The sequence below is a fragment of the Streptomyces microflavus genome (assembly GCF_014650075.1).
GTDB classification, from domain to species: Bacteria; Actinomycetota; Actinomycetes; order Streptomycetales; family Streptomycetaceae; genus Streptomyces; species Streptomyces microflavus.
The window spans coordinates 220873-240730 of record NZ_BMUG01000010.1; the positions used below are offsets into that span (position 1 = coordinate 220873).

Consider the following 19858-nt stretch of genomic DNA (forward strand, 5'->3'; position numbering starts at 1 on the left):
CGTGTACCTTGCCGGGGCAGGAGTCCGGGGGGCCAGGAGCCGGGCCGTACAGGGGCACTGGGGGCTTGTTCGATGAGCGTGCGGCTCATGGTGGTCGATGACCACCGCCTGCTCGCCGAGGCACTCGCCTCGGCGCTGAAACTGCGCGGGCACCGGGTGCTCGCGGCGGCCGCCCCGACGTCCGGGTCGGCGGAGCTGGTGGTCAGCAGGGCCCCGGAGGTCTGCCTCTTCGGTACGGCGTCGCCCGCCGCCCCGGGGGTCTTCGACCCGATCGTGCGCATCGGCCAGGAGCGCCCGCAGGTGGCGGTGGTGGTGCTGGGCCCGGTGCCGAGCCCGCGCGGGATCGCCGCTGCCTTCGCGGCCGGGGCGGCGGGGTACGTCCGCCACGACGAGCGCATCGAGGGCGTCGAGCGGGCGATGCTGAAGGCGCGGGCGGGGGAGAGCGCCGTCGCCCCGCAGCTCCTGCGCGGCGCCTTCGCGGAGCTGCTCAACCCGGCGGCCCAGCCCGACGACGAGGGCCGCCGCCTGCTCCAGATGCTGACCCCGCGCGAGGCCGAGGTCCTGGTCCGGGTCGCCGAGGGCGAGGACACCCGGCTGATCGCGGCGGGCATGCGGATCGCGCCGAGCACCGCCCGTACGCACGTCCAGCGGGTCCTGATGAAGCTGGGCGTCGGCTCCCGGCTGGAGGCGGCCGCCCTCGCGGCCCGTACGGGGCTGCTGGACCGGGCGGCGGCGAACGGCGGGACGCGACAGGGGCCGTACGTTCCCGGACAGCGCGGGTGACGTACGGCCCCCGAGGGCGTCAGGGCGGGCGGCGGGTCAGGCCGTGTCGGATCCCGGCTCCCGCTCCGCTTCCGGAGCTGCCGGGGCCTCGGCCGGGCGCAGCTTCATCCAGACCAGGAAGAACAGGCCGAGCGCCAGCATGGCGAGGCCGGTCCACAGATTGATGTGGACGCCCTCGGCCTTCTTCAGGTCGGCGTCGGACGGGCTGATCCCGGCGATGGTGACGATCACCCCGTAGACCACGAACAGGCCGCCGATGATCCGCCGGATGTCGAAGAGACGGGCCGCGGTCGCGGACTTGCGCTCCAGTTCGGAGACTTCCTTGTGCAGGTCGGACATGGTGGGTTCCTCCGATCGGAAGTATCAGAACGAGTACGGGATGTAGCACGCGGCGGCGAGCACGATCGCGCCCCAGCCGAGCAGCGCGGGCTTGCGGTACCAGGCCTTGTCGGCCTCCTCCAGCGCCTCGTCGGGGTCCGGGGACTCGGTCCCGTAGACCAGACCGGCCAGCTCCGCCTCGGGCTTCGGCGCGGTGAAGAGCGTGACGACGACCATGACGACGGCACCCGCGACGAAGCCGACGATCGCGGAGACGAAGTTGGCGCCCTGGTCGGACGGGATGTCGATGACCCCGCCCTTGTAGATCCAGAAGTAGTTGACCATCGCGGCGCCGGTGCCCGCGATCAGCCCCCAGACACCGGACTTCACGGAAGCCCGCTTCCAGAACATCCCGAGTATGAAAACGACGAACATCGGCACGTTGAAGAACGAGAACAGCGTCTGCAGGTAGCTCATGATGTTCGAGAAGCTCGCGGCGATGAACGCGGTGCCGATCGAGGCCAGCACACCGACCGCCGTGATCAGCCGGCCGAACTTCAGGTAGTACGTGTCCGGCTTGCCCTTCACCACGTACCGCTGCCAGATGTCCGTCGTGAACACCGTGTTGAACGAGGACACGTTGGCCGCCATGCCTGCCATGAACGCGGCGAGCAGACCGGTCACCGCGATGCCGAGCACCCCGTTGGGCAGCAGCTCCTGCATCAGCAGCGGGATCGCGTCGTTGTACGTGAGGTCCGAGTCCGGGGTGCCGATCTGCGGGACGATCACGGCGGCGACCAGGCCCGGGATCATCACGGCGAAGACGATGAAGATCTTCGGGAAGGCGGCGATCAGCGGGGTGCGCTTGGCGGCGGACAGGTTCTTCGCGGAGAGCGCGCGCTGCACCTCGGCGAAGTTCGTCGTCCAGTAGCCGAAGGAGAGCACGAAGCCGAGGCCGAGGATGATCGTCAGCCAGTTGGCGCCCAGCGGGTTGGCGTCACCGATGCCGGTGCCGCCCCAGGCCGTCATGAAGTCGCCGCCGTGCTGCTCGGTCAGCGAGTCGCTCATGGCGTCCCAGCCGCCGACCCGCTTGAGGCCGAGCACGGTGATCGGGATCAGCGCGGCGAGGATGACGAAGAACTGGAGCACCTCGTTGTAGATCGCCGAGGAGAGCCCGCCGATGGTGATGTAGACCAGCACGAACAGGCCCGCGACGACGATCGCGACCCATTGCGGCCAGCCGAGGAGCGCCTCCACGACGATCGACAGGGCGTAGAGGTTGACGCCCGCGATCAGGATCGCCGCGAAGGCGAAGAGTATGGAGCTCAGCAGGTGCGCGGATTTGTCGAACCGCTGGAGCAGGAACTCCGGTACGGAGCGCACCTTGGAGCGGTAGTAGAACGGCATCATCACCAGGCCGAGGAAGACCATGGCCGGGATGGCGCCGATCCAGTACCAGTGGACCACCGCCACGCCGTACTGCGCGCCGGTCGCCGCCATGCCGAGGATCTCGGTGGCACCGAGATTCGCCGCGACGAAGGCGAGACCGGTCACCCAGGCGGGCAGTGACCGTCCGGAGAGGAAGAAGTCGAGGCTCGTCCTCACACTGGCACGGGCCGCGAAGCCGATGCCGAGGACGACGACGAAGTAGATCGCCAGGATGGCGTAGTCGAGCCCGTTCGTGGGGAGACGGAGCCCTTCGGCCAGTGTCTGCATGGGGGGTACCCGCTTCGTTGCGCGAACTGAACCCGACGGAACTTACGCCTCTGTGTTCGTTAAATGAACAGTTTGGTTGGGGTTCTTTGTTCGATCGTGATCGGGTGTGGGTGAATGTCCGGGTATGCGGCCCCTGGGGTGCACTGCGGTCCGGCTGAGGCAGGGTCATTGACGGGGGTGTTCGCTTGTGATTTGTTATGTGCGATTATGTTGGGAGGATCTGGTGGAGGACCCTGGTGAAGAAAACGGTTACGACCCTCGCCGACGGCCGTGAGCTGATCTATTACGACTCCGCGGACGACACCGTCCGCGATGCCGTCGACCACCGGCCCCTGGACCCCGTCTCGACCTCGTCGGAGATCCGTCGGGACCCGCTGCTCGGCGACGCAGTCGCCATCGCCTCGCACCGCCAGGCCCGCACGTACCACCCGCCGGCCGACGCCTGCCCGCTCTGCCCCACCCGGGAGGGGTGCCTCAGCGAGATCCCCGACGACCACTACGACGTCGCCGTCTTCGAGAACCGCTTCCCCTCCCTCGCCGGGGACTCCGGTCGCTGCGAGGTGGTCTGCTTCACCTCCGACCACGACGCGTCCTTCGCCGACCTCACCGAGGAACAGGCCGCGCTCGTCCTCGCCGCCTGGACCGACCGCACCGCCGCACTCTCCGCACTCGACCAGGTCACCCAGGTCTTCTGCTTCGAGAACCGGGGCGCCGAGATCGGCGTCACCCTCGGCCACCCGCACGGCCAGATCTACGGCTACCCCTTCGTCACCCCGCGCACCGAGCTGATGCTCCGCTCGGCCGCCCGTCACCGCGAGGAGACCGGGGGCAACCTCTTCGACGACGTGATCGCCCGCGAGGAGAAGGACGGCACCCGGACCGTCCTCACCACCGACCACTGGATCGCCTACGTCCCGTACGCGGCGCACTGGCCCTACGAGGTCCACCTGCACCCCCGCCGCCGCGTCCCCGACCTGACCGCACTGGACGAGGCGGCGCGTACAGAGTTCCCACAGGTCTATCTGGAACTCTTGAGGCGATTCGACCGGATCTTCGGCCCCGGCGAGCCGCCGACCCCGTACATCTCCGCCTGGCACCAGGCACCGTTCGGGGTTCCCGGACGGGAGGACTTCGCCCTGCATCTGGAGCTTTTCACCATTCGCCGTACCTCCGGCAAGCTGAAGTTCCTCGCGGGTTCCGAATCCGGCATGAGTGTGTTCATCAACGACGTGCCGCCGGAAGCCGCGGCCCAGCGACTGCGAGAGGTAGCGAGCGAATGAGCGAGCCGAAGAAGTACCTGGTCACCGGCGGTGCCGGATACGTCGGCAGTGTCGTGGCCCAGCACCTGCTGGAGGCCGGGCACACGGTGACCGTCCTGGACGACCTCTCCACCGGCTTCCGCGCGGGCGTCCCCGACGGTGCCACGTTCGTCGAGGGCCGCATCCAGGACGCCGCCCGCCACCTCGACCCCTCCTACGACGGCGTCCTCCACTTCGCCGCGTTCTCCCAGGTCGGCGAGTCCGTCGTGGACCCGGAGAAGTACTGGGTCAACAACGTCGGCGGCACCACCGCCCTCCTCGCCGCCATGCGCGAGCACGGCGTGCGCACCCTCGTCTTCTCCTCCACCGCCGCCACCTACGGCGAACCGGTCTCCAGCCCCATCACCGAGACCGACCCCACCGCCCCCACCAGCCCCTACGGCGCCTCCAAGCTCGCCGTCGACCACATGATCAGCGGCGAGGCCACCGCCCACGGCCTGGCCGCCGTCTCGCTGCGCTACTTCAACGTGGCCGGCGCCTACGGCAGTTGCGGCGAACGTCACACCCCGGAGTCCCACCTCATCCCGCTGGTCCTCCAAGTGGCCCTGGGCAAGCGGGAGTCGATCTCCGTCTACGGCGACGACTACCCCACCCCCGACGGCACCTGCGTCCGCGACTACATCCACGTCGCCGACCTCGCCGAGGCCCACCTCCTCGCCCTGGAGGCCGCCGCACCCGGCGAGCACCTCATCTGCAACCTCGGCAACGGCAACGGTTTCTCGGTCCGCGAGGTCATCGAGACCGTCCGCAAGGTCACCGGCCACCCGGTCCCCGAGACCCCCGCCCCGCGCCGCGGCGGCGACCCGGCCGTCCTCGTCGCTTCCGCCGCCACCGCCATCGAACGCCTCGGCTGGCGACCCTCCCGCGCCGACCTGGCCGGAATCGTCGCCGACGCCTGGGAGTTCGCCCGCCGAGAGGAGTCCACCACCCCATGACCGAGACCACCGAGCGGACCGGCCCCGACCCCGCCGCCACCTTCACCGAGCTGTACGGGGGTGAACCCCACGGCGTATGGGCGGCACCCGGACGAGTGAACCTCATCGGCGAGTACACCGACTTCAACGACGGCTTCGTCATGCCGCTCGCCCTCCCGCACACCGCCCGCGCCGCCGTCGCCCCCCGCATCGACGGCGTCCTGCGCCTGCACTCCTCCGACGTGCCCGGCGGAGTCGTCTCCCTGCGCGTCGACGAGCTCGCCCCGCACTCCGGCCATGGCTGGGCCGCCTACCCGGCCGGAGTCGTCTGGGCGCTGCGCGAGGCCGGTCACCCCGTCACCGGCGCCGACATCGCCCTGACCTCCACCGTCCCCACCGGCGCGGGGCTCTCCTCCTCCGCCGCCCTGGAGATCGTCACCGCGCTCGCCCTGAACGACCTGTTCCAACTCGGCCTGGACGCAGCCGAACTGGCCGTCATCGGCCGCCGCGCCGAGAACGACTTCGTCGGCGTGCCCTGCGGGATCATGGACCAGATGGCCTCGGCCTGCTGCACCGAGGGCCACGCACTCCACCTGGACACCCGCGACCTCACCCTGCGCCAGGTCCCCTTCGACCTGGCGGCCCAGGGCCTCACGCTCCTGGTCGTCGACACCCGGGTCAAGCACGCGCTCGGCGACGGGGCCTACGCAGAGCGGCGGGCCGGCTGCGAGGAGGGTGCCCGGCTCCTCGGGATACCCACCCTGCGCGACCTCCCGTACGACGGTCTCGACGCGGCCCTCACCGCCCTCGCGGACGCCGGGGCGGACGAGTCCGTCATCCGCTATGTACGCCATGTCGTCGGCGACAACCGCCGGGTCGAGCAGGTCATCACCCTGCTCGACGCGGGGGAGGTGCGGGCCGCGGGCCCGGTCCTGAACGAGGGCCACCGCTCGCTCCGCGACGATCTGCGGGTCTCCTGCGCCGAGTTGGACCTGGCGGTCTCGGCGGCCCAGGAGGCCGGGGCGCTCGGGGCGCGGATGACCGGCGGCGGCTTCGGCGGCTCGGCGATCGTCCTGGTGGAGGCGGCGGAGGCCGACGCGGTGGCCGGGGCCGTCACGAAGGCGTTCGCCGGGGCGGGGCACGCGGCACCGGGGATCTTCGGGGCGGTTCCGTCTGCCGGAGCGCGCCGGCTGAGCTGAACCGGCCTTACGGACAAGGGCTGAACCGGCCTTACGGACAAGGGCTGTTCAGAGCCGCTTGGTGAGGATGAACTCGGTGACGCCGGGCGGGTAGTCCTCGACCCGGCCGATCTCCTCGTACCCCTGCTTCCGGTAGAAGTCCGGGGCCTGGAAGTCCCAGGTCTCCAGCCGGGAGCGGGTACAGGCCCGCTCCGTGCGGGCCACCCGCTCGGCCTCGGCGAGCAGCCGGGAGCCGAGGCCGGCGGAGCGGTGGCGGGCGTCGACCCAGAGCAGGTCGACATGGAGCCAGTACGCCCAGGTCCGCCCGGTCAGCCCGCCGGCGACCGCACCCTGGCCGTCCAACGCCCACACCTCCAGCGGGACTTCGTGCTCGGCGGAGGTGGAGAGCAGGGCGCGCAGTCCGGCCGAGGCCGCGACGTTGTCCTCCTGGAGGCGCTTGCTCAGCAGGCGGTGCCGTTCTTTGTCCACTTCTGTCTCAAGACGGAACATGAACCACACCCTAAACACCCCGGGATCCACCCCGGGCCATCAGTTCCGCGAATCGCCTTCCCCCTCCGGCCCCCGCCCGTACGCTGATCCCAGCACCGGTGGGGGCCGGTGCCGAATCAGGGGGCGAGAGAGTCGGGTACGGCGCCCGGAGCGGGGTGGCAGGCGGTGCATACGACGGCGGTCGGTCCACCACGGTCCACCCGGAAGGCAGGCCACGGGCCCGCCGGAGGTTCCGGACGCCGTACCCGCAGCTGTCCGCCCCCGCTGATGGGGGTCTCTCTGTGGCTCGAATCCGGGTTCTGGTGGTCGATGACCACCGCATCTTCGCCGAATCGCTCGCTGCGGCCCTCGCGGCCGAACCGGACGTGGACGTGGCGGCGGCGGGCAGCGGCCCGGCCGCGCTGCGCGCACTGGAGCGCGGGGCCGCCGAGGCACGCCCGTACGACGTGATCCTGGTCGACGCCGAGCTCGGCGCCCTGGCCACCGGCGGCGCCCCGGCGCTCCCCGCGCCCCGGCCGGAGGACCCGGCCCTCGTCGACGGGATCTCGCTGGTCGCCGGGGTCCGCGCGACCCGCCCCGCCGTCCGCTCGGTGGTCCTGGCGGAGAAGGACGACCCGCGGTGTGCCGCCCGGGCGCTCCAGGCGGGTGCCTCGGGCTGGGTGGCGAAGGACTGCTCGCTGCAGCGGCTGCTCACGGTGATCCGGGGGGTGCTGCGCGACGAGACGCATCTGCCGCCCGCCCTGCTGACCGGGGTCCTGCGCGAGCTGACGGCGACCCGTAAGCACCGCACGGAGAGCGAGCAGCTGGTGGAGTCCCTGACGCCCCGCGAGCGCGAGGTGCTGCGCTGCATGGTGGCGGGGCTGGGGAGGAAGGCGGTCGCGGAGCGGCTCTTCCTCTCCCCGCACACGGTCCGCACGCACATGCAGAACGTGCTGGGCAAGCTCGGGGTGCACTCCACGCTCGCGGCGGTGGCGCTCGCCCGGCGTGCGGGGGTCGGCCCGGCGGAGCCCGTAACGGTCCGGCTAGCCGGGGACGTTGTCGAACGGGGCAGTCAACTGGCGTAGCAGCCCGGCCAGTTCGCCGCGCTGGCGGCGGGAGAGCTCGCCGAGGATGGCCCGCTCCTGGTCGAGCAGCCCGGCCAGTGACTGATCGGCCTTGTCGCGGCCCTCAGCGGTCAGCCGGACGAGGACACCGCGCCGGTCGCTGGGGTCGGGGAGCCGCTCCACCAAGTTCTTCTTGGTGAGCCGGTCGATACGGTTGGTCATCGTGCCCGAGGTGACCAGGGTCTGGGTCAGCAGCTGCCCGGGGGAGAGCTGGTACGGGGGGCCTGCCCGGCGCAGCGAGGTGAGCACGTCGAACTCCCACGGCTCCAGGTGGTGCTCGGCGAACGCTATGCGGCGGGCCCGGTCGAGGTGGCGTGCCAGGCGGGAGACGCGACTGAGCACCTCGAGTGGTTCCACGTCGAGGTCGGGGCGCTCTCGGCGCCATGCAGCGACCAGTCGGTCGACCTCGTCCTCCATGTGGATCAGTGTAGAGGGTCTGTCGACATGAAGTCTCTTGAATTCAAGTGTCTTGACATCAAGATATTGCGGGCGTGATCCTGTTTCCCATGACACCGTCCACGAACGACCCCACCTGGGATCCCCAGCAGTACCTGCGCCACGCGGACCACCGCACCCGCCCCTTCCAGGACCTCCTGGCCCGGATCGGCGACCTCCCCGGCCACCCCGCGCCCCGCATCGCCGACCTCGGCTGCGGCGCCGGAAACGTCACCGCCCTCCTCGCCGACCGTTGGCCGCAGGCGCGCATCACCGGCTACGACACCTCCCCGCAGATGCTCGCCGAAGCCGCCGCCCACGCCCGCCCGCCCCTCCTCGACTTCGCGGAGGCCGACGCCGCCACCTGGACGCCCACCGAGACGTACGGCCTGATCGTCTCCACCTCCGCGCTCCAGTGGATCCCCGGCCACACCGCGTACTTCCCCCGCTGGCTCGACGCCCTCGCCCCCGGCGGCACCCTCGCCTTCCAGGTCCCCGGCAACTTCACCGCCCCCAGCCACACCCTCCTCGCCCGGCTCCGCGAGTCCGACCGCTGGCGCCCCCGGCTCCACGGCACCGGCGATCGCACCGCCGCCGTCCTGGACCCCACCGACTACCTCACCCGCCTGCGGGACCTGGGCTGCACCGCGGACGTCTGGGAGACCACCTACCTCCAGACCCTCCAGGGCGAGGACGCCGTCCTCGACTGGGTCAAGGGCACCGCCCTGCGCCCCGTCCTCACCGCCCTGGCCGACGACCCCGAGGCCCGCGACGCGTTCCTCACCGAATACCGCGACCTGCTCCGCGAGGCGTACCCGCCCGGCCCGTACGGCACGGTCTTCCCGTTCCGCCGCATCTTCGCCGTAGCCCGAAAGGGGGAGCAGTGACCGCTTCCGTGGGCCTCGCCGCCGTCGACCACGTACAGCTGGCCGCCCCACCCGGCTCCGAGGACGCCCTGCGCGCCTTCTACACCGGTGCCCTGGGCATGACGGAGATCCCGAAACCCCCGGTACTGGCCGCCCGCGGCGGCTGCTGGTTCGCCGCCGGCCCCGTCCAGCTCCACCTGGGCATCGAGCAGGACTTCCGCCCCGCGAAGAAGGCCCACCCGGGCCTGCGCGTCACCGGGATCGTGGAGTACGCGGCCCGCCTGGAGGCCCACGGCGTGGAGATCACCTGGGACGGAGACCTCCCCGGCCACCGCCGCTTCTACGCCCACGACCCGGCGGGCAACCGACTGGAGTTCCTGGAGCCGGACGCGTAAGCCCGACCGGCCCCACAGCGCCTACAGCGCCTTCAGTGCCTCCGCCGAGATGTCGATGTCGACGGGGAACGGCACTCCCGTCTTCAGCCGGTCGTGGTGGATCCCGGTCAGCGCGTACGCCTTCGTCACCGGGTCCAGCTCGTAGACCCGCACGACGGGGTGCTGGTCGGTCCCGGTCATTTCCACCAGCCAGAAGTGCGGGATGCCGGCGGTCGCGTACCTGTGCGGCTTGGTCCCGTGATCGCGGGCCTCCGAGTCGGGGGAGACGACTTCCACGGCGAGGAGGATGTCTGCGGCCTGGTACCGGTTCACGTCCGGCCCGGTGACCGCCTCGGCCCGTACGACGGAGACATCGGGTTCCGACCCGTTCCGCCGGTCCAGCACCACGGTCATCTGGCGGCGGACCTTCATCTCCGCCGGTGCCGTACTGCGCAGTCCCGTCACCAGCAGATCGATCACCGTGCTGTGAAACAGCCGCTGCGGACTCACGAAAACCAGGCTCCCGTCGATCAGCTGCGCAGCTGCGTGTGCGGCGGGAGATCGGGCAGCGTGAACAGATCGTCCACGGTGTAGCCGTCCAGCGGGGGCCGCGGCCAGCGTGAGCTGAGCGCGGTGGTCATGGTTTCTCCCATGGACGGGATTCTGTGCCCTGCCGACCACACCACGGCGGGAAATCCGCAGCCGTCATCACAACGGGTCACGCGCCGGGGAAGGGTGACGGGATCAGCTCTTCCGGTGCCCTATCAGCCGCGGCTTCGACTCCAGGTTCTCCAGCCCGTGCCAGCACAGGTTCACCAGGTGGGCCGCGACCTCCGCCTTCTTCGGCTTGCGGACGTCCAGCCACCACTGGCCGGTCAGCGCCACCATCCCCACCAGCGCCTGGGCGTACAGCGGGGCCAGCTTCGGGTCGAAGCCGCGGGCCTTGAACTCCAGGCCCAGGATGTCCTCCACCTGCGTGGCGATATCGCTGATCAGCGACGCGAACGTGCCCGTCGACTGCGCCACCGGGGAGTCCCGCACCAGGATCCGGAAACCGTCCGTGTACGACTCGATGTAGTCCAGCAGCGCGAACGCCGCCTGCTCCAGCAGCTCCCGCGGATGCCCCGCCGTGAGCGCCCCCTGCACCATGTCCAGCAACCGGCGCATCTCGCGGTCGACGACCACCGCGTACAGGCCCTCCTTGCCGCCGAAGTGCTCGTACACCACCGGCTTCGAGACCCCGGCGCGGGCCGCGATCTCCTCCACCGACGTGCCCTCGAACCCCTTGTCGGCGAAGAGGGCCCGGCCGATGTCCAGCAGCTGCTCGCGGCGCTCCTTGCCCGTCATCCGGACCCGCCGGGCCCGCCGGGAGGCGGTGGGTCTGCTCTTCTCGCTGCTGCCGTCGGTCGCCACGTCGTCAATCATGCCGGGTCGGCCGGTACGGGCGTGCGCCGGGCATCGATACGGGCAGCGTCCGGCCACCGCACGTCGGACGCCCACCCCAGCTGCTCGAACCAGCGGATCAGCCGGGCACTGGAGTCGATCTGCCCCCGCATCACCCCGTGCCGCGCACTCGTCGGGTCCGCGTGGTGCAGGTTGTGCCACGACTCGCCGCACGACAGCACCGCCAGCCACCACACGTTCCCCGAACGGTCACGGGACTTGAAGGGACGCTTGCCGACCGCGTGGCAGATCGAGTTGATCGACCACGTCACGTGGTGCAGCAGCGCGACCCGCACCAGCGAACCCCAGAAGAAGGCCGTCGCCGCACCCCACCACGACATCGTCACCAGACCGCCCACCAGCGGCGGAATCGCCAGCGAGACGATCGTGAAGGAGAGGAAGTGGCGCGAGATACCCCGGATCGCCGGGTCCCTGATCAGATCGGGGGCGTACTTCTGCTGCGGAGTCTGCTCCTCGTCGAACATCCACGCGATGTGCGCCCACCACAGGCCCTTCATCAGCGCCGGCAGGGTCTCCCCGAACCGCCACGGCGAATGCGGGTCACCCTCCGCGTCCGAGAACCTGTGGTGCTTGCGGTGATCGGCCACCCACCGCACCAGGGGCCCCTCCACCGCCAGCGAACCCATCACGGCCAGCGCGATCCGCAGCGGACGCTTCGCCTTGAACGAACCGTGCGTGAAGTACCGGTGGAAGCCGATCGTGATGCCGTGGCAGCCGATGAAGTACATCGCCACCATCAGCCCCACGTCCAGCCAGCTCACCCCCCACCCCCACACCAGCGGCACCGCCGCCAGCAGGGCCACGAACGGCACCACGATGAACGCCAGCAGCGCGAACTGCTCGATCGACCTCTTCTTTTCCCCGCCGAGCGTCGCGGGCGGAAGAGTGGCGGTGGCGGTAGGGGTCGCGCCGGCGGCGGATGGGCCGGACTCGTCGATCACGTCGGGCGTGGACGGCATAGGGGAGTCCCCCGGAGGGTGAGGAAGCGGTACGCGGACGGCCCTGGCTACGGTTCCGTAACCTACGGCTTGGTAAGTATGGCAGTGACGGGCCCCACAACACGAGAACCCGGTCCAGCCCGTCACCCGCGGTACCCCACACCCTCCGCGGGGTAGGGCACCAGTGCCGACGGCAAACGTCCGCCCCCCCCCACCAGGGCTGCGGACACGCCGAAGGCGACGACACCTATCCTGGAAGGGTCGGACAGCGCGGTCCGCACCCGCTCGTCGGGGCGTGGCAACAGCACCGCTGCATGCCGCAGGGCCCCGGACCCCGCCCACGCGCCTCCCACCACCGTCAACGGGAGACGCCGAAGCGACGCACCTCCTCATTCACTGCAAGGAGCCGCACACTGTGAGCAGTGCCGACCAGACCCCCGCCGCCAGCCCCGAGCTGCGCGCCGACATCCGCCGCCTCGGTGACCTCCTCGGCGAGACCCTCGTACGCCAGGAAGGCCAGGAACTCCTCGACCTCGTCGAGCGGGTACGCGCCCTGACCCGCACCGACGGCGAAGCGGCGGCCGCACTCCTCGGCGACACGGACCTGGAGACCGCCGCACAGCTCGTGCGCGCCTTCTCCACCTACTTCCACCTCGCCAACGTCACCGAGCAGGTCCACCGCGCCCACGAGATGCGCGACCGCCGCGCCGCCGAGGGCGGCCTCCTGGCCCGCACCGCCGACCGGCTCAAGGACGCCGACCCCGAGCACCTGCGCGCCACCGTCAAGAACCTGAACGTCCGGCCCGTCTTCACCGCCCACCCCACCGAAGCCGCCCGCCGCTCGGTCCTCAACAAGCTCCGCCGCATCGCCGAGCTCCTGGAGACCCCGGTCATCGAGGCCGACCGCCGCCGCCACGACCTCCGGCTCGCCGAGAACATCGACCTCATCTGGCAGACCGACGAACTCCGCGTCGTCCGCCCGGAGCCCGCCGACGAGGCCCGCAACGCCATCTACTACCTGGACGAACTCCACGCCAACGCGGTCGGCGACGTCCTCGAAGACCTCGCCGCAGAGCTGGAGCGCGTCGGCGTCGAACTCCCCGCCGGCACCCGCCCCCTCACCTTCGGCACCTGGATCGGCGGCGACCGCGACGGCAACCCCAACGTGACCCCCGCCGTCACCTGGGACGTCCTGATCCTCCAGCACGAGCACGGCATCACCGACGCACTCGAACTCATCGACTACCTGCGCGGCCTGCTCTCCAACTCCATCCGCTACACCGGAGCCACCGACGAGCTCCTCACCTCCCTCCAGGCCGACCTGGAACGCCTCCCCGAGATCAGCCCCCGCTACAAGCGGCTGAACGCCGAGGAGCCCTACCGCCTCAAGGCCACCTGCATCCGGCAGAAGCTCGTCAACACCCGCGAGCGCCTCGCCAAGGGCACCCCGCACCGCCCCGGCTGCGACTACCTCGGCACCTCCCAGCTCATCGCCGACCTGGAGCTCATCCAGACCTCCCTGCGCGAGCACAAGGGCGGCCTCTTCGCCGACGGCCGCATGGACCGCACCATCCGCACGCTCGCCGCGTTCGGCCTCCAGCTCGCCACCATGGACGTACGCGAACACGCCGACGCCCACCACCACGCACTCGGCCAGCTCTTCGACCGCCTCGGCGAGGAGTCCTGGCGCTACGCCGACATGCCCCGCGACTACCGGCAGAAGCTCCTCGCCAAGGAGCTCCGCTCCCGCCGGCCGCTCGCCCCCACCCCCGCCCCGCTCGACGCGGCCGGCGAGAAGACCCTCGGCGTCTTCCACACCATCAAGGAAGCCTTCGAGCGCTTCGGCCCCGAAGTCATCGAGTCCTACATCATCTCGATGTGCCAGGGCGCCGACGACGTCTTCGCCGCCGCCGTCCTCGCCCGCGAGGCCGGACTCGTCGACCTCCACGCCGGCTGGGCCAAGATCGGCATCGTCCCGCTCCTGGAGACCACCGACGAGCTCAAGGCCGCCGACGTCATCCTCGACGAGATGCTCGCCGACCCCTCCTACCGACGCCTCGTCTCACTCCGCGGCGACGTCCAGGAGGTCATGCTCGGCTACAGCGACTCCTCCAAGTTCGGCGGCATCACCACCTCCCAGTGGGAGATCCACCGCGCCCAGCGCCGCCTCCGCGACGTCGCCCACCGCTACGGCGTACGCCTGCGCCTCTTCCACGGCCGCGGCGGCACCGTCGGCCGCGGCGGCGGCCCCTCCCACGACGCGATCCTCGCCCAGCCCTGGGGCACGCTGGAGGGCGAGATCAAGGTCACCGAGCAGGGCGAGGTCATCTCCGACAAGTACCTCATCCCCGCGCTCGCCCGCGAGAACCTGGAACTGACCGTCGCGGCCACCCTCCAGGCCTCCGCCCTGCACACCGCACCCCGCCAGTCCGACGAGGCCCTCGCCCGCTGGGACGCGGCCATGGACACCGTCTCCGACGCGGCCCACGGCGCCTACCGCAAGCTCGTCGAGGACCCCGACCTGCCCGCCTACTTCCTCGCCTCCACCCCGGTGGACCAGCTCGCCGACCTGCACCTGGGCTCACGGCCCTCCCGCCGCCCCGGCTCCGGAGTCTCGCTCGACGGCCTCCGCGCCATCCCGTGGGTCTTCGGCTGGACCCAGTCCCGCCAGATCGTCCCCGGCTGGTACGGAGTCGGCTCCGGCCTCAAGGCCCTGCGCGAAGCCGGACTCGACACCGTCCTCGACGAGATGCACGAGCAGTGGCACTTCTTCCGCAACTTCCTCTCCAACGTGGAGATGACGCTCGCCAAGACCGACCTGCGCATCGCCCGGCACTACGTCGACACACTCGTCCCCGACGAGCTGAAGCACGTCTTCGACGCCATCGAGGCCGAGCACGCGCTGACCGTCCAGGAAGTCCTCAAGGTCACCGGCTCCACCCAACTGCTCGGCACCAGCCCGGTGCTCCAGCAGACCTTCGCCATCCGTGACGCCTACCTGGACCCGATCTCCTACCTCCAGGTCTCGCTGCTGGCCCGCCAGCGCCAGGCCGTCGAGCGCGGCGAGGAAGCCGACCCGCTGCTCGCCCGCGCCCTGCTGCTCACCGTCAACGGTGTCGCGGCGGGCCTGCGCAACACCGGCTGACGCCCGTACGTACACCGCACGGAAAAGGGGCGGTCCTGCTACAGCGCGACGAACGTCGCCACCAGCAGGACCGCCCCCGCCGTTCCCACACCCCACGCCGTACGCGTCATCCGCAGCCCGCCGCCGATCACGAACCCGGCCAGCACCATCGCCCCGCCCAACGGCGTCCAGGCATGCAGAAAGCCCGGCATCCCCGTGCGGACCACCACATCGGAACCGGGCTTCACCACCACCGGGAAACGGTCTCCCTTCTCCGCGGCGACCGACCTCTCCACCACCACCCGCGGCCGTGCCGACGACGTCGCGTCCGGCTCGTACCGGCCCGTGCAGGTCTCCTCACCGCACTCCGTCACCGTCAGCGTGCCGTGCTCACGCCCCTGCGCCAGGACCACATGGTGCGCGGCATCCCACGACGACCACACCCCCGCGACCAGCAGCACCAGGGCGACCAGCCCCATGGCGGTCCGACGGCCCACGAGCGCCGCACGCTGGGAAGAGCTCCGCTTCATGGGGGCAGATCCTTGGCCAGAGCACAGCCCCCGGTCAACCTGCGGCCGGAAAACGCCCCAGCAGCGGCAGGAATGTCAGGAGTTGTACGCAGCGCTCCGTCACCGCGCGAAGGGCCTCAGGAGTTGTACGCGCTCTGCGCCCGCTCCAGCCCCTCCGCCAGCAGACACTCCACCGCATCCGCCGCCCGGTCCACCAGGAACGCCAGCTCCTTGCGCTCCACCGAACCGAAATCCTTCAGCACGAAATCCGCGACCTGCATCCGCCCCGGCGGCCGCCCGATCCCGAACCGCACCCGGTGATAATCCGGACCCATCGACTTCGTCATCGACTTCAGCCCGTTGTGCCCGTTGTCCCCGCCGCCCAGCTTCAGCCGCAGCATCCCGTAATCGATGTCCAACTCGTCATGGACCGCCACGACGTGGTCCAGCGGCACCTTGTAGAAGTCCCGCAGCGCCGTCACCGGACCGCCCGACAGATTCATGTACGACATCGGCTTCGCCAGCACCACCCGCCGGCTCCCCGGACCCGGCGGACCGATCCGCCCCTCCACCACCTGCGCCTGCGCCTTCTGCGCCCGCTTGAACTTCCCGCCGATCCGTGTCGCCAGCAGATCGGCCACCATGAACCCGACGTTGTGCCGGTTCGCCGCGTACTCGGGGCCGGGGTTGCCGAGGCCCACGATGAGCCAGGGGTCGGTGGCGTCGGACATCAGCGCTCGGTCTCCTCGTATGCGGGGTCACGGGTCGTACGCGGGGGCAGGGGTCACAGGAAACGGGGCGGCGGCTCCCCCGGAAGGGAACCACCACCCCGTCAGTCAAGCAGGCAAGCAGTCAAGCAGGTGGAACGGGAGCGGCGAGGATCAGGCCTCGACGGTCTCGGTCTCGGCGTCCGCGGACGGCTCCTCGGCCTGCGCGGCGACGACCTGGATCACGATGGCGTCCTCGTCACCGGCGAGCACGGAGCCCTTCGGCAGCGGGATGTCCTTCGCGACGATCGAGTCACCGGCGTCCAGACCCGCGACGGAGACCGTCACGGACTCGGGGATGTGGGTGGCCTCGGCCTCGACGAGCAGCGTGTTCAGCACGAACTCCAGCAGGTTGGCGCCCGGCGCCAGGTCGCCCTCGGCGTGCACCGCGATCTCGACGTTGACCTTCTCGCCGCGCTTCACGGTCAGCAGGTCGACGTGCTCGATGGTGCCCTTGAGGGGGTGACGCTGCACGGCCTTCGGGATGACCAGCGCGTCCTTGCCGTCGATCTCCAGACCGATCAGCACGTTCGCCGTACGGAGCGCCAGCTGCAGCTCGTGACCCGGCAGCGTGATGTGGACCGACTCGGCACCGTGGCCGTAGATGACCGCGGGGACCTGGTTGGCACGACGGGTACGGCGGGCAGCGCCCTTGCCGAACTCGGTACGGACCTCAGCGGCGAGCTTGATCTCAGCCATGGTTGCACTCCTCGTCAGGTGACGGAACCGTCGAAATACGGAACACGAACGGTCACCCGGCCCACGACAGGCCTGCTACGAAGAGCGCGTCGATAACGGACCGCCGTACACACAGGTACGGCCTCCCTCGCCGAGCAACTCGCTGAGTCTACCCGGCGGGGAGGCCGCACCCCAAAGTGGATCACCAACAGGGCCAGGGGCCCTGCTGTCAGCCCTGCTCCTCGAAGAGGCTCGTCACCGAACCGTCCTCGAACACCTCACGCACCGCACGCGCGATCGTCGGCGCGATCGACAGCACCGTGATCTTGTCCAGCTCCAGCTCACCCGGGGTCGGCAGCGTGTCCGTGAACACGAACTCACTCACCTTCGAGTTCTTCAGCCGGTCCGCCGCCGGACCCGACAGCACACCGTGCGTCGCCGTCACGATGACGTCCTCCGCACCGTGCGCGAACAGCGCGTCCGCAGCCGCACAGATCGTGCCGCCCGTGTCGATCATGTCGTCGACCAGCACACAGACCCGGCCCTCGACATTACCCACGACCTCGTGGACCGAGACCTGGTTCGGCACGTCCTTGTCACGGCGCTTGTGCACGATCGCCAGCGGCGCGTCCAGCCGGTCGCACCAGCGGTCGGCGACCCGCACCCGGCCCGCGTCCGGCGACACGATCGTCAGCTTGGAGCGGTCGACCTTGGCACCCACGTAGTCCGCCAGGATCGGCAGCGCGAACAGGTGGTCCACCGGGCCGTCGAAGAAGCCCTGGATCTGGTCCGTGTGCAGATCGACCGTGAGGATCCGGTCCGCACCCGCCGTCGCCATCAGGTCCGCCACCATGCGCGCCGAGATCGGCTCACGGCCACGGTGCTTCTTGTCCTGACGGGCGTACCCGTAGAACGGCACGATCACCGTGATCGAGCGGGCCGACGCGCGCTTCAGCGCGTCCAGCATGATCAGCTGCTCCATGATCCACTTGTTGATCGGAGCCGTGTGGCTCTGGATCAGGAAGCAGTCCGCGCCACGTGCCGACTCCTGGAACCGCACGTAGATCTCACCGTTGGCGAAATCGAAGGCCTTCGTCGGCACGAGACCGACACCCAGTTGATGTGCGACCTCCTCGGCCAGCTCGGGGTGGGCGCGGCCGGAGAAGAGCATCAGTTTCTTCTCGCCGGTCGTCTTGATCCCGGTCACAGCACAGTCTCCTCAGACGTGTATCTGGCGCTGCACGCATAGGTCCCGATGTGCAACGAGCCAGCCGAAATGGGTGAGCATCTATCACGGTACGCCGTCACCGGCGCACCCGTTTCCGGTCAGCTTTGCCCGTCATGCTCCTGCGACGACGCCTGAGCGGCCTGAGCGGCTGCGCTGCCCGGACGCTTCCGGGCCACCCAACCCTCGATATTCCGCTGCTGGCCCCGCGCCACGGCGAGCGAACCGGAGGGAACATCCTTCGTGATGACCGACCCGGCCGCCGTGTAGACCCCGTCCCCGACCGTGACGGGTGCCACAAACATATTGTCCGAACCGGTACGGCAATGGGAACCGATCGTCGTGTGGTGCTTGGCCACACCGTCGTAGTTCACGAAGACGCTCGCCGCACCGATGTTGGTGTGATCACCGATCGTCGCGTCGCCCACGTAACTCAGGTGCGGGACCTTCGTCCCCTCCCCGATCGTCGCGTTCTTCATCTCCACGTACGTACCGGCCTTGGACTTCGTCCCCAGCCGCGTCCCCGGCCGCAGATACGCGTACGGGCCGACCAGCGCCCCCGGCCCGACCTCGGCCGAGTCCGTCACGGAGTTGTCGACACGGGCACCGGCCCCGACGGAGGTGTCCGCGATCCGCGAGTTCGGCCCCACCTCGCTGTCCTCCGCGAGATGCGTCGTCCCCAGCAGCTGCGTCCCCGGGTGCACGACCGCGTCACGCTCGTACGTCACCGTCGCGTCGATCAGCGTGGACGCCGGGTCCACCACCGTCACGCCCGCGAGCATCGCCCGCTCCAGCAGCCGCTCGTTCAGCAGCCGGCGCGCCTGCGCCAACTGGAGCCGGTTGTTGATGCCGAGGATCTCCCGGTGGTCGCCCGCGACGGACGCCCCGACCCGGTGCCCCGCCTCGCGCAGGATGGAGAGCACATCGGTGAGGTACTCCTCGCCCTGGCTGTTGTCGGTGCGCACCTTGCCCAGCGCGTCGGCCAGGAGCGACCCGTCGAACGCGAACACCCCGGAGTTGATCTCCAGGATCGCCCGCTGCTCGTCGGTGGCGTCCTTGTGCTCGACGATCTCGGTGACCGCACCGGAGGCGGGGTCGCGCACGATGCGCCCGTAACCGGTGGAGTCCGGGACCTCGGCGGTCAGGACGGTGACCGCGTTGGCGTCGGCGGCGTGGGTGGCGGCGAGCGCGCCGAGCGTCTCGCCGGAGAGCAGCGGGGTGTCGCCGCAGACGACGATCACGGTGCCGTCGACAGCCCCGCCGAGCTCTTCGAGCCCCATGCGGACGGCGTGCCCGGTCCCGTTCTGCTCGGCCTGGAAGGCGGTGCGCACGGGGGCGTCGCCGGCGTTCAGGTGCGCGGTGACCTGCTCACTGGCGTGGCCGACGACCACGACGAGGTGCTGGGGGTCCAGCTCACGGGCGGCGGCGACGACATGTCCGACGAGCGAGCGCCCGGAGATCTCGTGCAGGACCTTGGGGGTCTTCGACTTCATGCGGGTGCCCTCACCCGCTGCGAGGACGACGACGGCTGCCGGGCTGGTTGCGCTCACGGATGTGCCCTTCGGCTTCGGGTGGTGGTCATCCGCAGGATACCGGGGGTGTTTCGGCGGGGAATGGGGGCGGGCCCCGACCGGTGT

19 protein-coding genes and 1 pseudogene are annotated in these 19858 nt (G+C 70.4%); 8 read left to right on the forward strand and 12 right to left on the reverse strand.

Annotated elements, in window-relative coordinates; genetic code table 11:
* Positions 1–72 precede the first annotated feature (72 nt).
* Positions 73–783: a response regulator transcription factor gene (locus tag IE264_RS27940; RefSeq protein WP_015609071.1), complete on the forward strand. Its 711-nt coding sequence runs from the start codon at positions 73–75 to the stop codon at positions 781–783.
* A 36-nt stretch (positions 784–819) separates the two neighbouring features.
* Here the strand turns inward: IE264_RS27940 and IE264_RS27945 are convergent, their stop codons facing one another.
* Positions 820–1122, reverse strand: a complete 303-nt coding sequence (locus tag IE264_RS27945; RefSeq protein WP_015609070.1) for a hypothetical protein — start codon at positions 1120–1122, stop codon at positions 820–822.
* A 24-nt stretch (positions 1123–1146) separates the two neighbouring features.
* Positions 1147–2817 (reverse strand): sodium:solute symporter family protein, encoded by a 1671-nt coding sequence (locus IE264_RS27950; protein WP_032757220.1) that lies wholly within the window; start codon positions 2815–2817, stop codon positions 1147–1149.
* A 236-nt stretch (positions 2818–3053) separates the two neighbouring features.
* Between IE264_RS27950 and galT the strand changes: the two genes are divergently transcribed.
* The 3 genes from galT to galK are packed head-to-tail and all read left to right on the forward strand — an operon-like array spanning position 3054 to position 6249.
* Positions 3054–4097 carry a galactose-1-phosphate uridylyltransferase gene (gene galT / locus IE264_RS27955; protein ID WP_032757222.1) on the forward strand — a complete coding sequence of 348 codons (1044 nt, stop codon included), beginning with the start codon at positions 3054–3056 and terminating at the stop codon, positions 4095–4097.
* Positions 4094–5071, forward strand: a complete 978-nt coding sequence (gene galE / locus IE264_RS27960) for a UDP-glucose 4-epimerase GalE (RefSeq protein ID WP_015609067.1) — start codon at positions 4094–4096, stop codon at positions 5069–5071. Before galT ends, galE begins: the two co-directional genes overlap by 4 nt.
* Entirely contained in the window at positions 5068–6249 is a 1182-nt protein-coding gene (gene galK, locus IE264_RS27965; RefSeq protein WP_032757223.1) for a galactokinase, read from the forward strand. Before galE ends, galK begins: the two co-directional genes overlap by 4 nt.
* Positions 6250–6297: 48 nt before the next feature.
* Here galK and IE264_RS27970 read toward each other — a convergent pair whose 3' ends face one another.
* Positions 6298–6738 carry a GNAT family N-acetyltransferase gene (locus IE264_RS27970; RefSeq protein WP_032757337.1) on the reverse strand — a complete coding sequence of 147 codons (441 nt, stop codon included), beginning with the start codon at positions 6736–6738 and terminating at the stop codon, positions 6298–6300.
* A gap of 281 nt (positions 6739–7019) precedes the next feature.
* Here IE264_RS27970 and IE264_RS27975 point away from each other — a divergent pair, with 281 nt between their 5' ends.
* A complete protein-coding gene (locus IE264_RS27975; protein ID WP_015609064.1) occupies positions 7020–7802 on the forward strand; it encodes a LuxR C-terminal-related transcriptional regulator in 783 nt (260 codons plus the stop codon).
* Here IE264_RS27975 and IE264_RS27980 read toward each other — a convergent pair.
* On the reverse strand, positions 7761–8258 hold the full coding sequence (locus IE264_RS27980) for a MarR family winged helix-turn-helix transcriptional regulator (protein WP_015609063.1): 498 nt from the start codon (positions 8256–8258) through the stop codon (positions 7761–7763). The genes IE264_RS27975 and IE264_RS27980 overlap by 42 nt on opposite strands.
* Before the next feature lie 89 nt (positions 8259–8347).
* Here IE264_RS27980 and IE264_RS27985 point away from each other — a divergent pair, with 89 nt between their 5' ends.
* Entirely contained in the window at positions 8348–9163 is an 816-nt protein-coding gene (locus IE264_RS27985; protein ID WP_032757339.1) for a trans-aconitate 2-methyltransferase, read from the forward strand.
* Positions 9160–9537, forward strand: coding sequence for a VOC family protein (locus IE264_RS27990; protein WP_032757225.1), 378 nt, complete (start codon positions 9160–9162; stop codon positions 9535–9537). The genes IE264_RS27985 and IE264_RS27990 overlap by 4 nt, the downstream gene beginning before the upstream one ends.
* 21 nt (positions 9538–9558) lie before the next feature.
* On the opposite strand, the pseudogene IE264_RS27995 reads toward IE264_RS27990, so the two are convergent.
* From IE264_RS27995 to IE264_RS28005, 3 genes and pseudogenes are all read right to left on the reverse strand, one after another.
* Positions 9559–10169, reverse strand: a pseudogene (locus IE264_RS27995) (Uma2 family endonuclease).
* A gap of 91 nt (positions 10170–10260) precedes the next feature.
* Positions 10261–10941, reverse strand: a complete 681-nt coding sequence (locus IE264_RS28000; RefSeq protein ID WP_015609059.1) for a TetR/AcrR family transcriptional regulator — start codon at positions 10939–10941, stop codon at positions 10261–10263.
* Complete coding sequence (locus IE264_RS28005; RefSeq protein ID WP_015609058.1) at positions 10938–11939, reverse strand: acyl-CoA desaturase; 1002 nt, start codon at positions 11937–11939, stop codon at positions 10938–10940. Before IE264_RS28005 ends, IE264_RS28000 begins: the two co-directional genes overlap by 4 nt.
* A gap of 394 nt (positions 11940–12333) precedes the next feature.
* On the opposite strand from IE264_RS28005, the gene ppc reads away from it, so the two are divergent.
* Positions 12334–15063 (forward strand): phosphoenolpyruvate carboxylase, encoded by a 2730-nt coding sequence (gene ppc / locus IE264_RS28010; protein WP_032757226.1) that lies wholly within the window; start codon positions 12334–12336, stop codon positions 15061–15063.
* A 38-nt stretch (positions 15064–15101) separates the two neighbouring features.
* Here the strand turns inward: ppc and IE264_RS28015 are convergent, their stop codons facing one another.
* From IE264_RS28015 to glmU, 5 genes are all read right to left on the reverse strand, one after another.
* Positions 15102–15572 (reverse strand): hypothetical protein, encoded by a 471-nt coding sequence (locus IE264_RS28015; protein ID WP_032757227.1) that lies wholly within the window; start codon positions 15570–15572, stop codon positions 15102–15104.
* Positions 15573–15688: 116 nt separating this feature from the next.
* Entirely contained in the window at positions 15689–16282 is a 594-nt protein-coding gene (gene pth / locus IE264_RS28020; RefSeq protein WP_015609055.1) for an aminoacyl-tRNA hydrolase, read from the reverse strand.
* A 150-nt stretch (positions 16283–16432) separates the two neighbouring features.
* Complete coding sequence (locus IE264_RS28025; RefSeq protein ID WP_015609054.1) at positions 16433–17017, reverse strand: 50S ribosomal protein L25/general stress protein Ctc; 585 nt, start codon at positions 17015–17017, stop codon at positions 16433–16435.
* 208 nt (positions 17018–17225) lie between these two features.
* On the reverse strand, positions 17226–18203 hold the full coding sequence (locus IE264_RS28030; protein WP_015609053.1) for a ribose-phosphate diphosphokinase: 978 nt from the start codon (positions 18201–18203) through the stop codon (positions 17226–17228).
* Positions 18204–18322: 119 nt separating this feature from the next.
* Positions 18323–19771 carry a bifunctional UDP-N-acetylglucosamine diphosphorylase/glucosamine-1-phosphate N-acetyltransferase GlmU gene (gene glmU / locus IE264_RS28035; protein WP_015609052.1) on the reverse strand — a complete coding sequence of 483 codons (1449 nt, stop codon included), beginning with the start codon at positions 19769–19771 and terminating at the stop codon, positions 18323–18325.
* Positions 19772–19858: the final 87 nt, after the last annotated feature.

Bases quoted from the DNA above. Each gene is read 5' to 3' on its own strand.
- pth (WP_015609055.1), bottom strand. From the start codon at position 16,282: ATGTCCGACGCCACCGACCCCTGGCTCATCGTGGGCCTCGGCAACCCC.
- IE264_RS27950 (WP_032757220.1), bottom strand. From the start codon at position 2,817: ATGCAGACACTGGCCGAAGGGCTCCGTCTCCCCACGAACGGGCTCGAC.
- IE264_RS27945 (WP_015609070.1), bottom strand. From the start codon at position 1,122: ATGTCCGACCTGCACAAGGAAGTCTCCGAACTGGAGCGCAAGTCCGCG.
- galK (WP_032757223.1), top strand. From the start codon at position 5,068: ATGACCGAGACCACCGAGCGGACCGGCCCCGACCCCGCCGCCACCTTC.
- IE264_RS27970 (WP_032757337.1), bottom strand. From the start codon at position 6,738: ATGTTCCGTCTTGAGACAGAAGTGGACAAAGAACGGCACCGCCTGCTG.
- IE264_RS27985 (WP_032757339.1), top strand. From the start codon at position 8,348: ATGACACCGTCCACGAACGACCCCACCTGGGATCCCCAGCAGTACCTG.
- IE264_RS28025 (WP_015609054.1), bottom strand. From the start codon at position 17,017: ATGGCTGAGATCAAGCTCGCCGCTGAGGTCCGTACCGAGTTCGGCAAG.
- IE264_RS28015 (WP_032757227.1), bottom strand. From the start codon at position 15,572: ATGAAGCGGAGCTCTTCCCAGCGTGCGGCGCTCGTGGGCCGTCGGACC.
- IE264_RS28005 (WP_015609058.1), bottom strand. From the start codon at position 11,939: ATGCCGTCCACGCCCGACGTGATCGACGAGTCCGGCCCATCCGCCGCC.
- IE264_RS28000 (WP_015609059.1), bottom strand. From the start codon at position 10,941: ATGATTGACGACGTGGCGACCGACGGCAGCAGCGAGAAGAGCAGACCC.
- IE264_RS27980 (WP_015609063.1), bottom strand. From the start codon at position 8,258: ATGGAGGACGAGGTCGACCGACTGGTCGCTGCATGGCGCCGAGAGCGC.
- galE (WP_015609067.1), top strand. From the start codon at position 4,094: ATGAGCGAGCCGAAGAAGTACCTGGTCACCGGCGGTGCCGGATACGTC.
- IE264_RS27940 (WP_015609071.1), top strand. From the start codon at position 73: ATGAGCGTGCGGCTCATGGTGGTCGATGACCACCGCCTGCTCGCCGAG.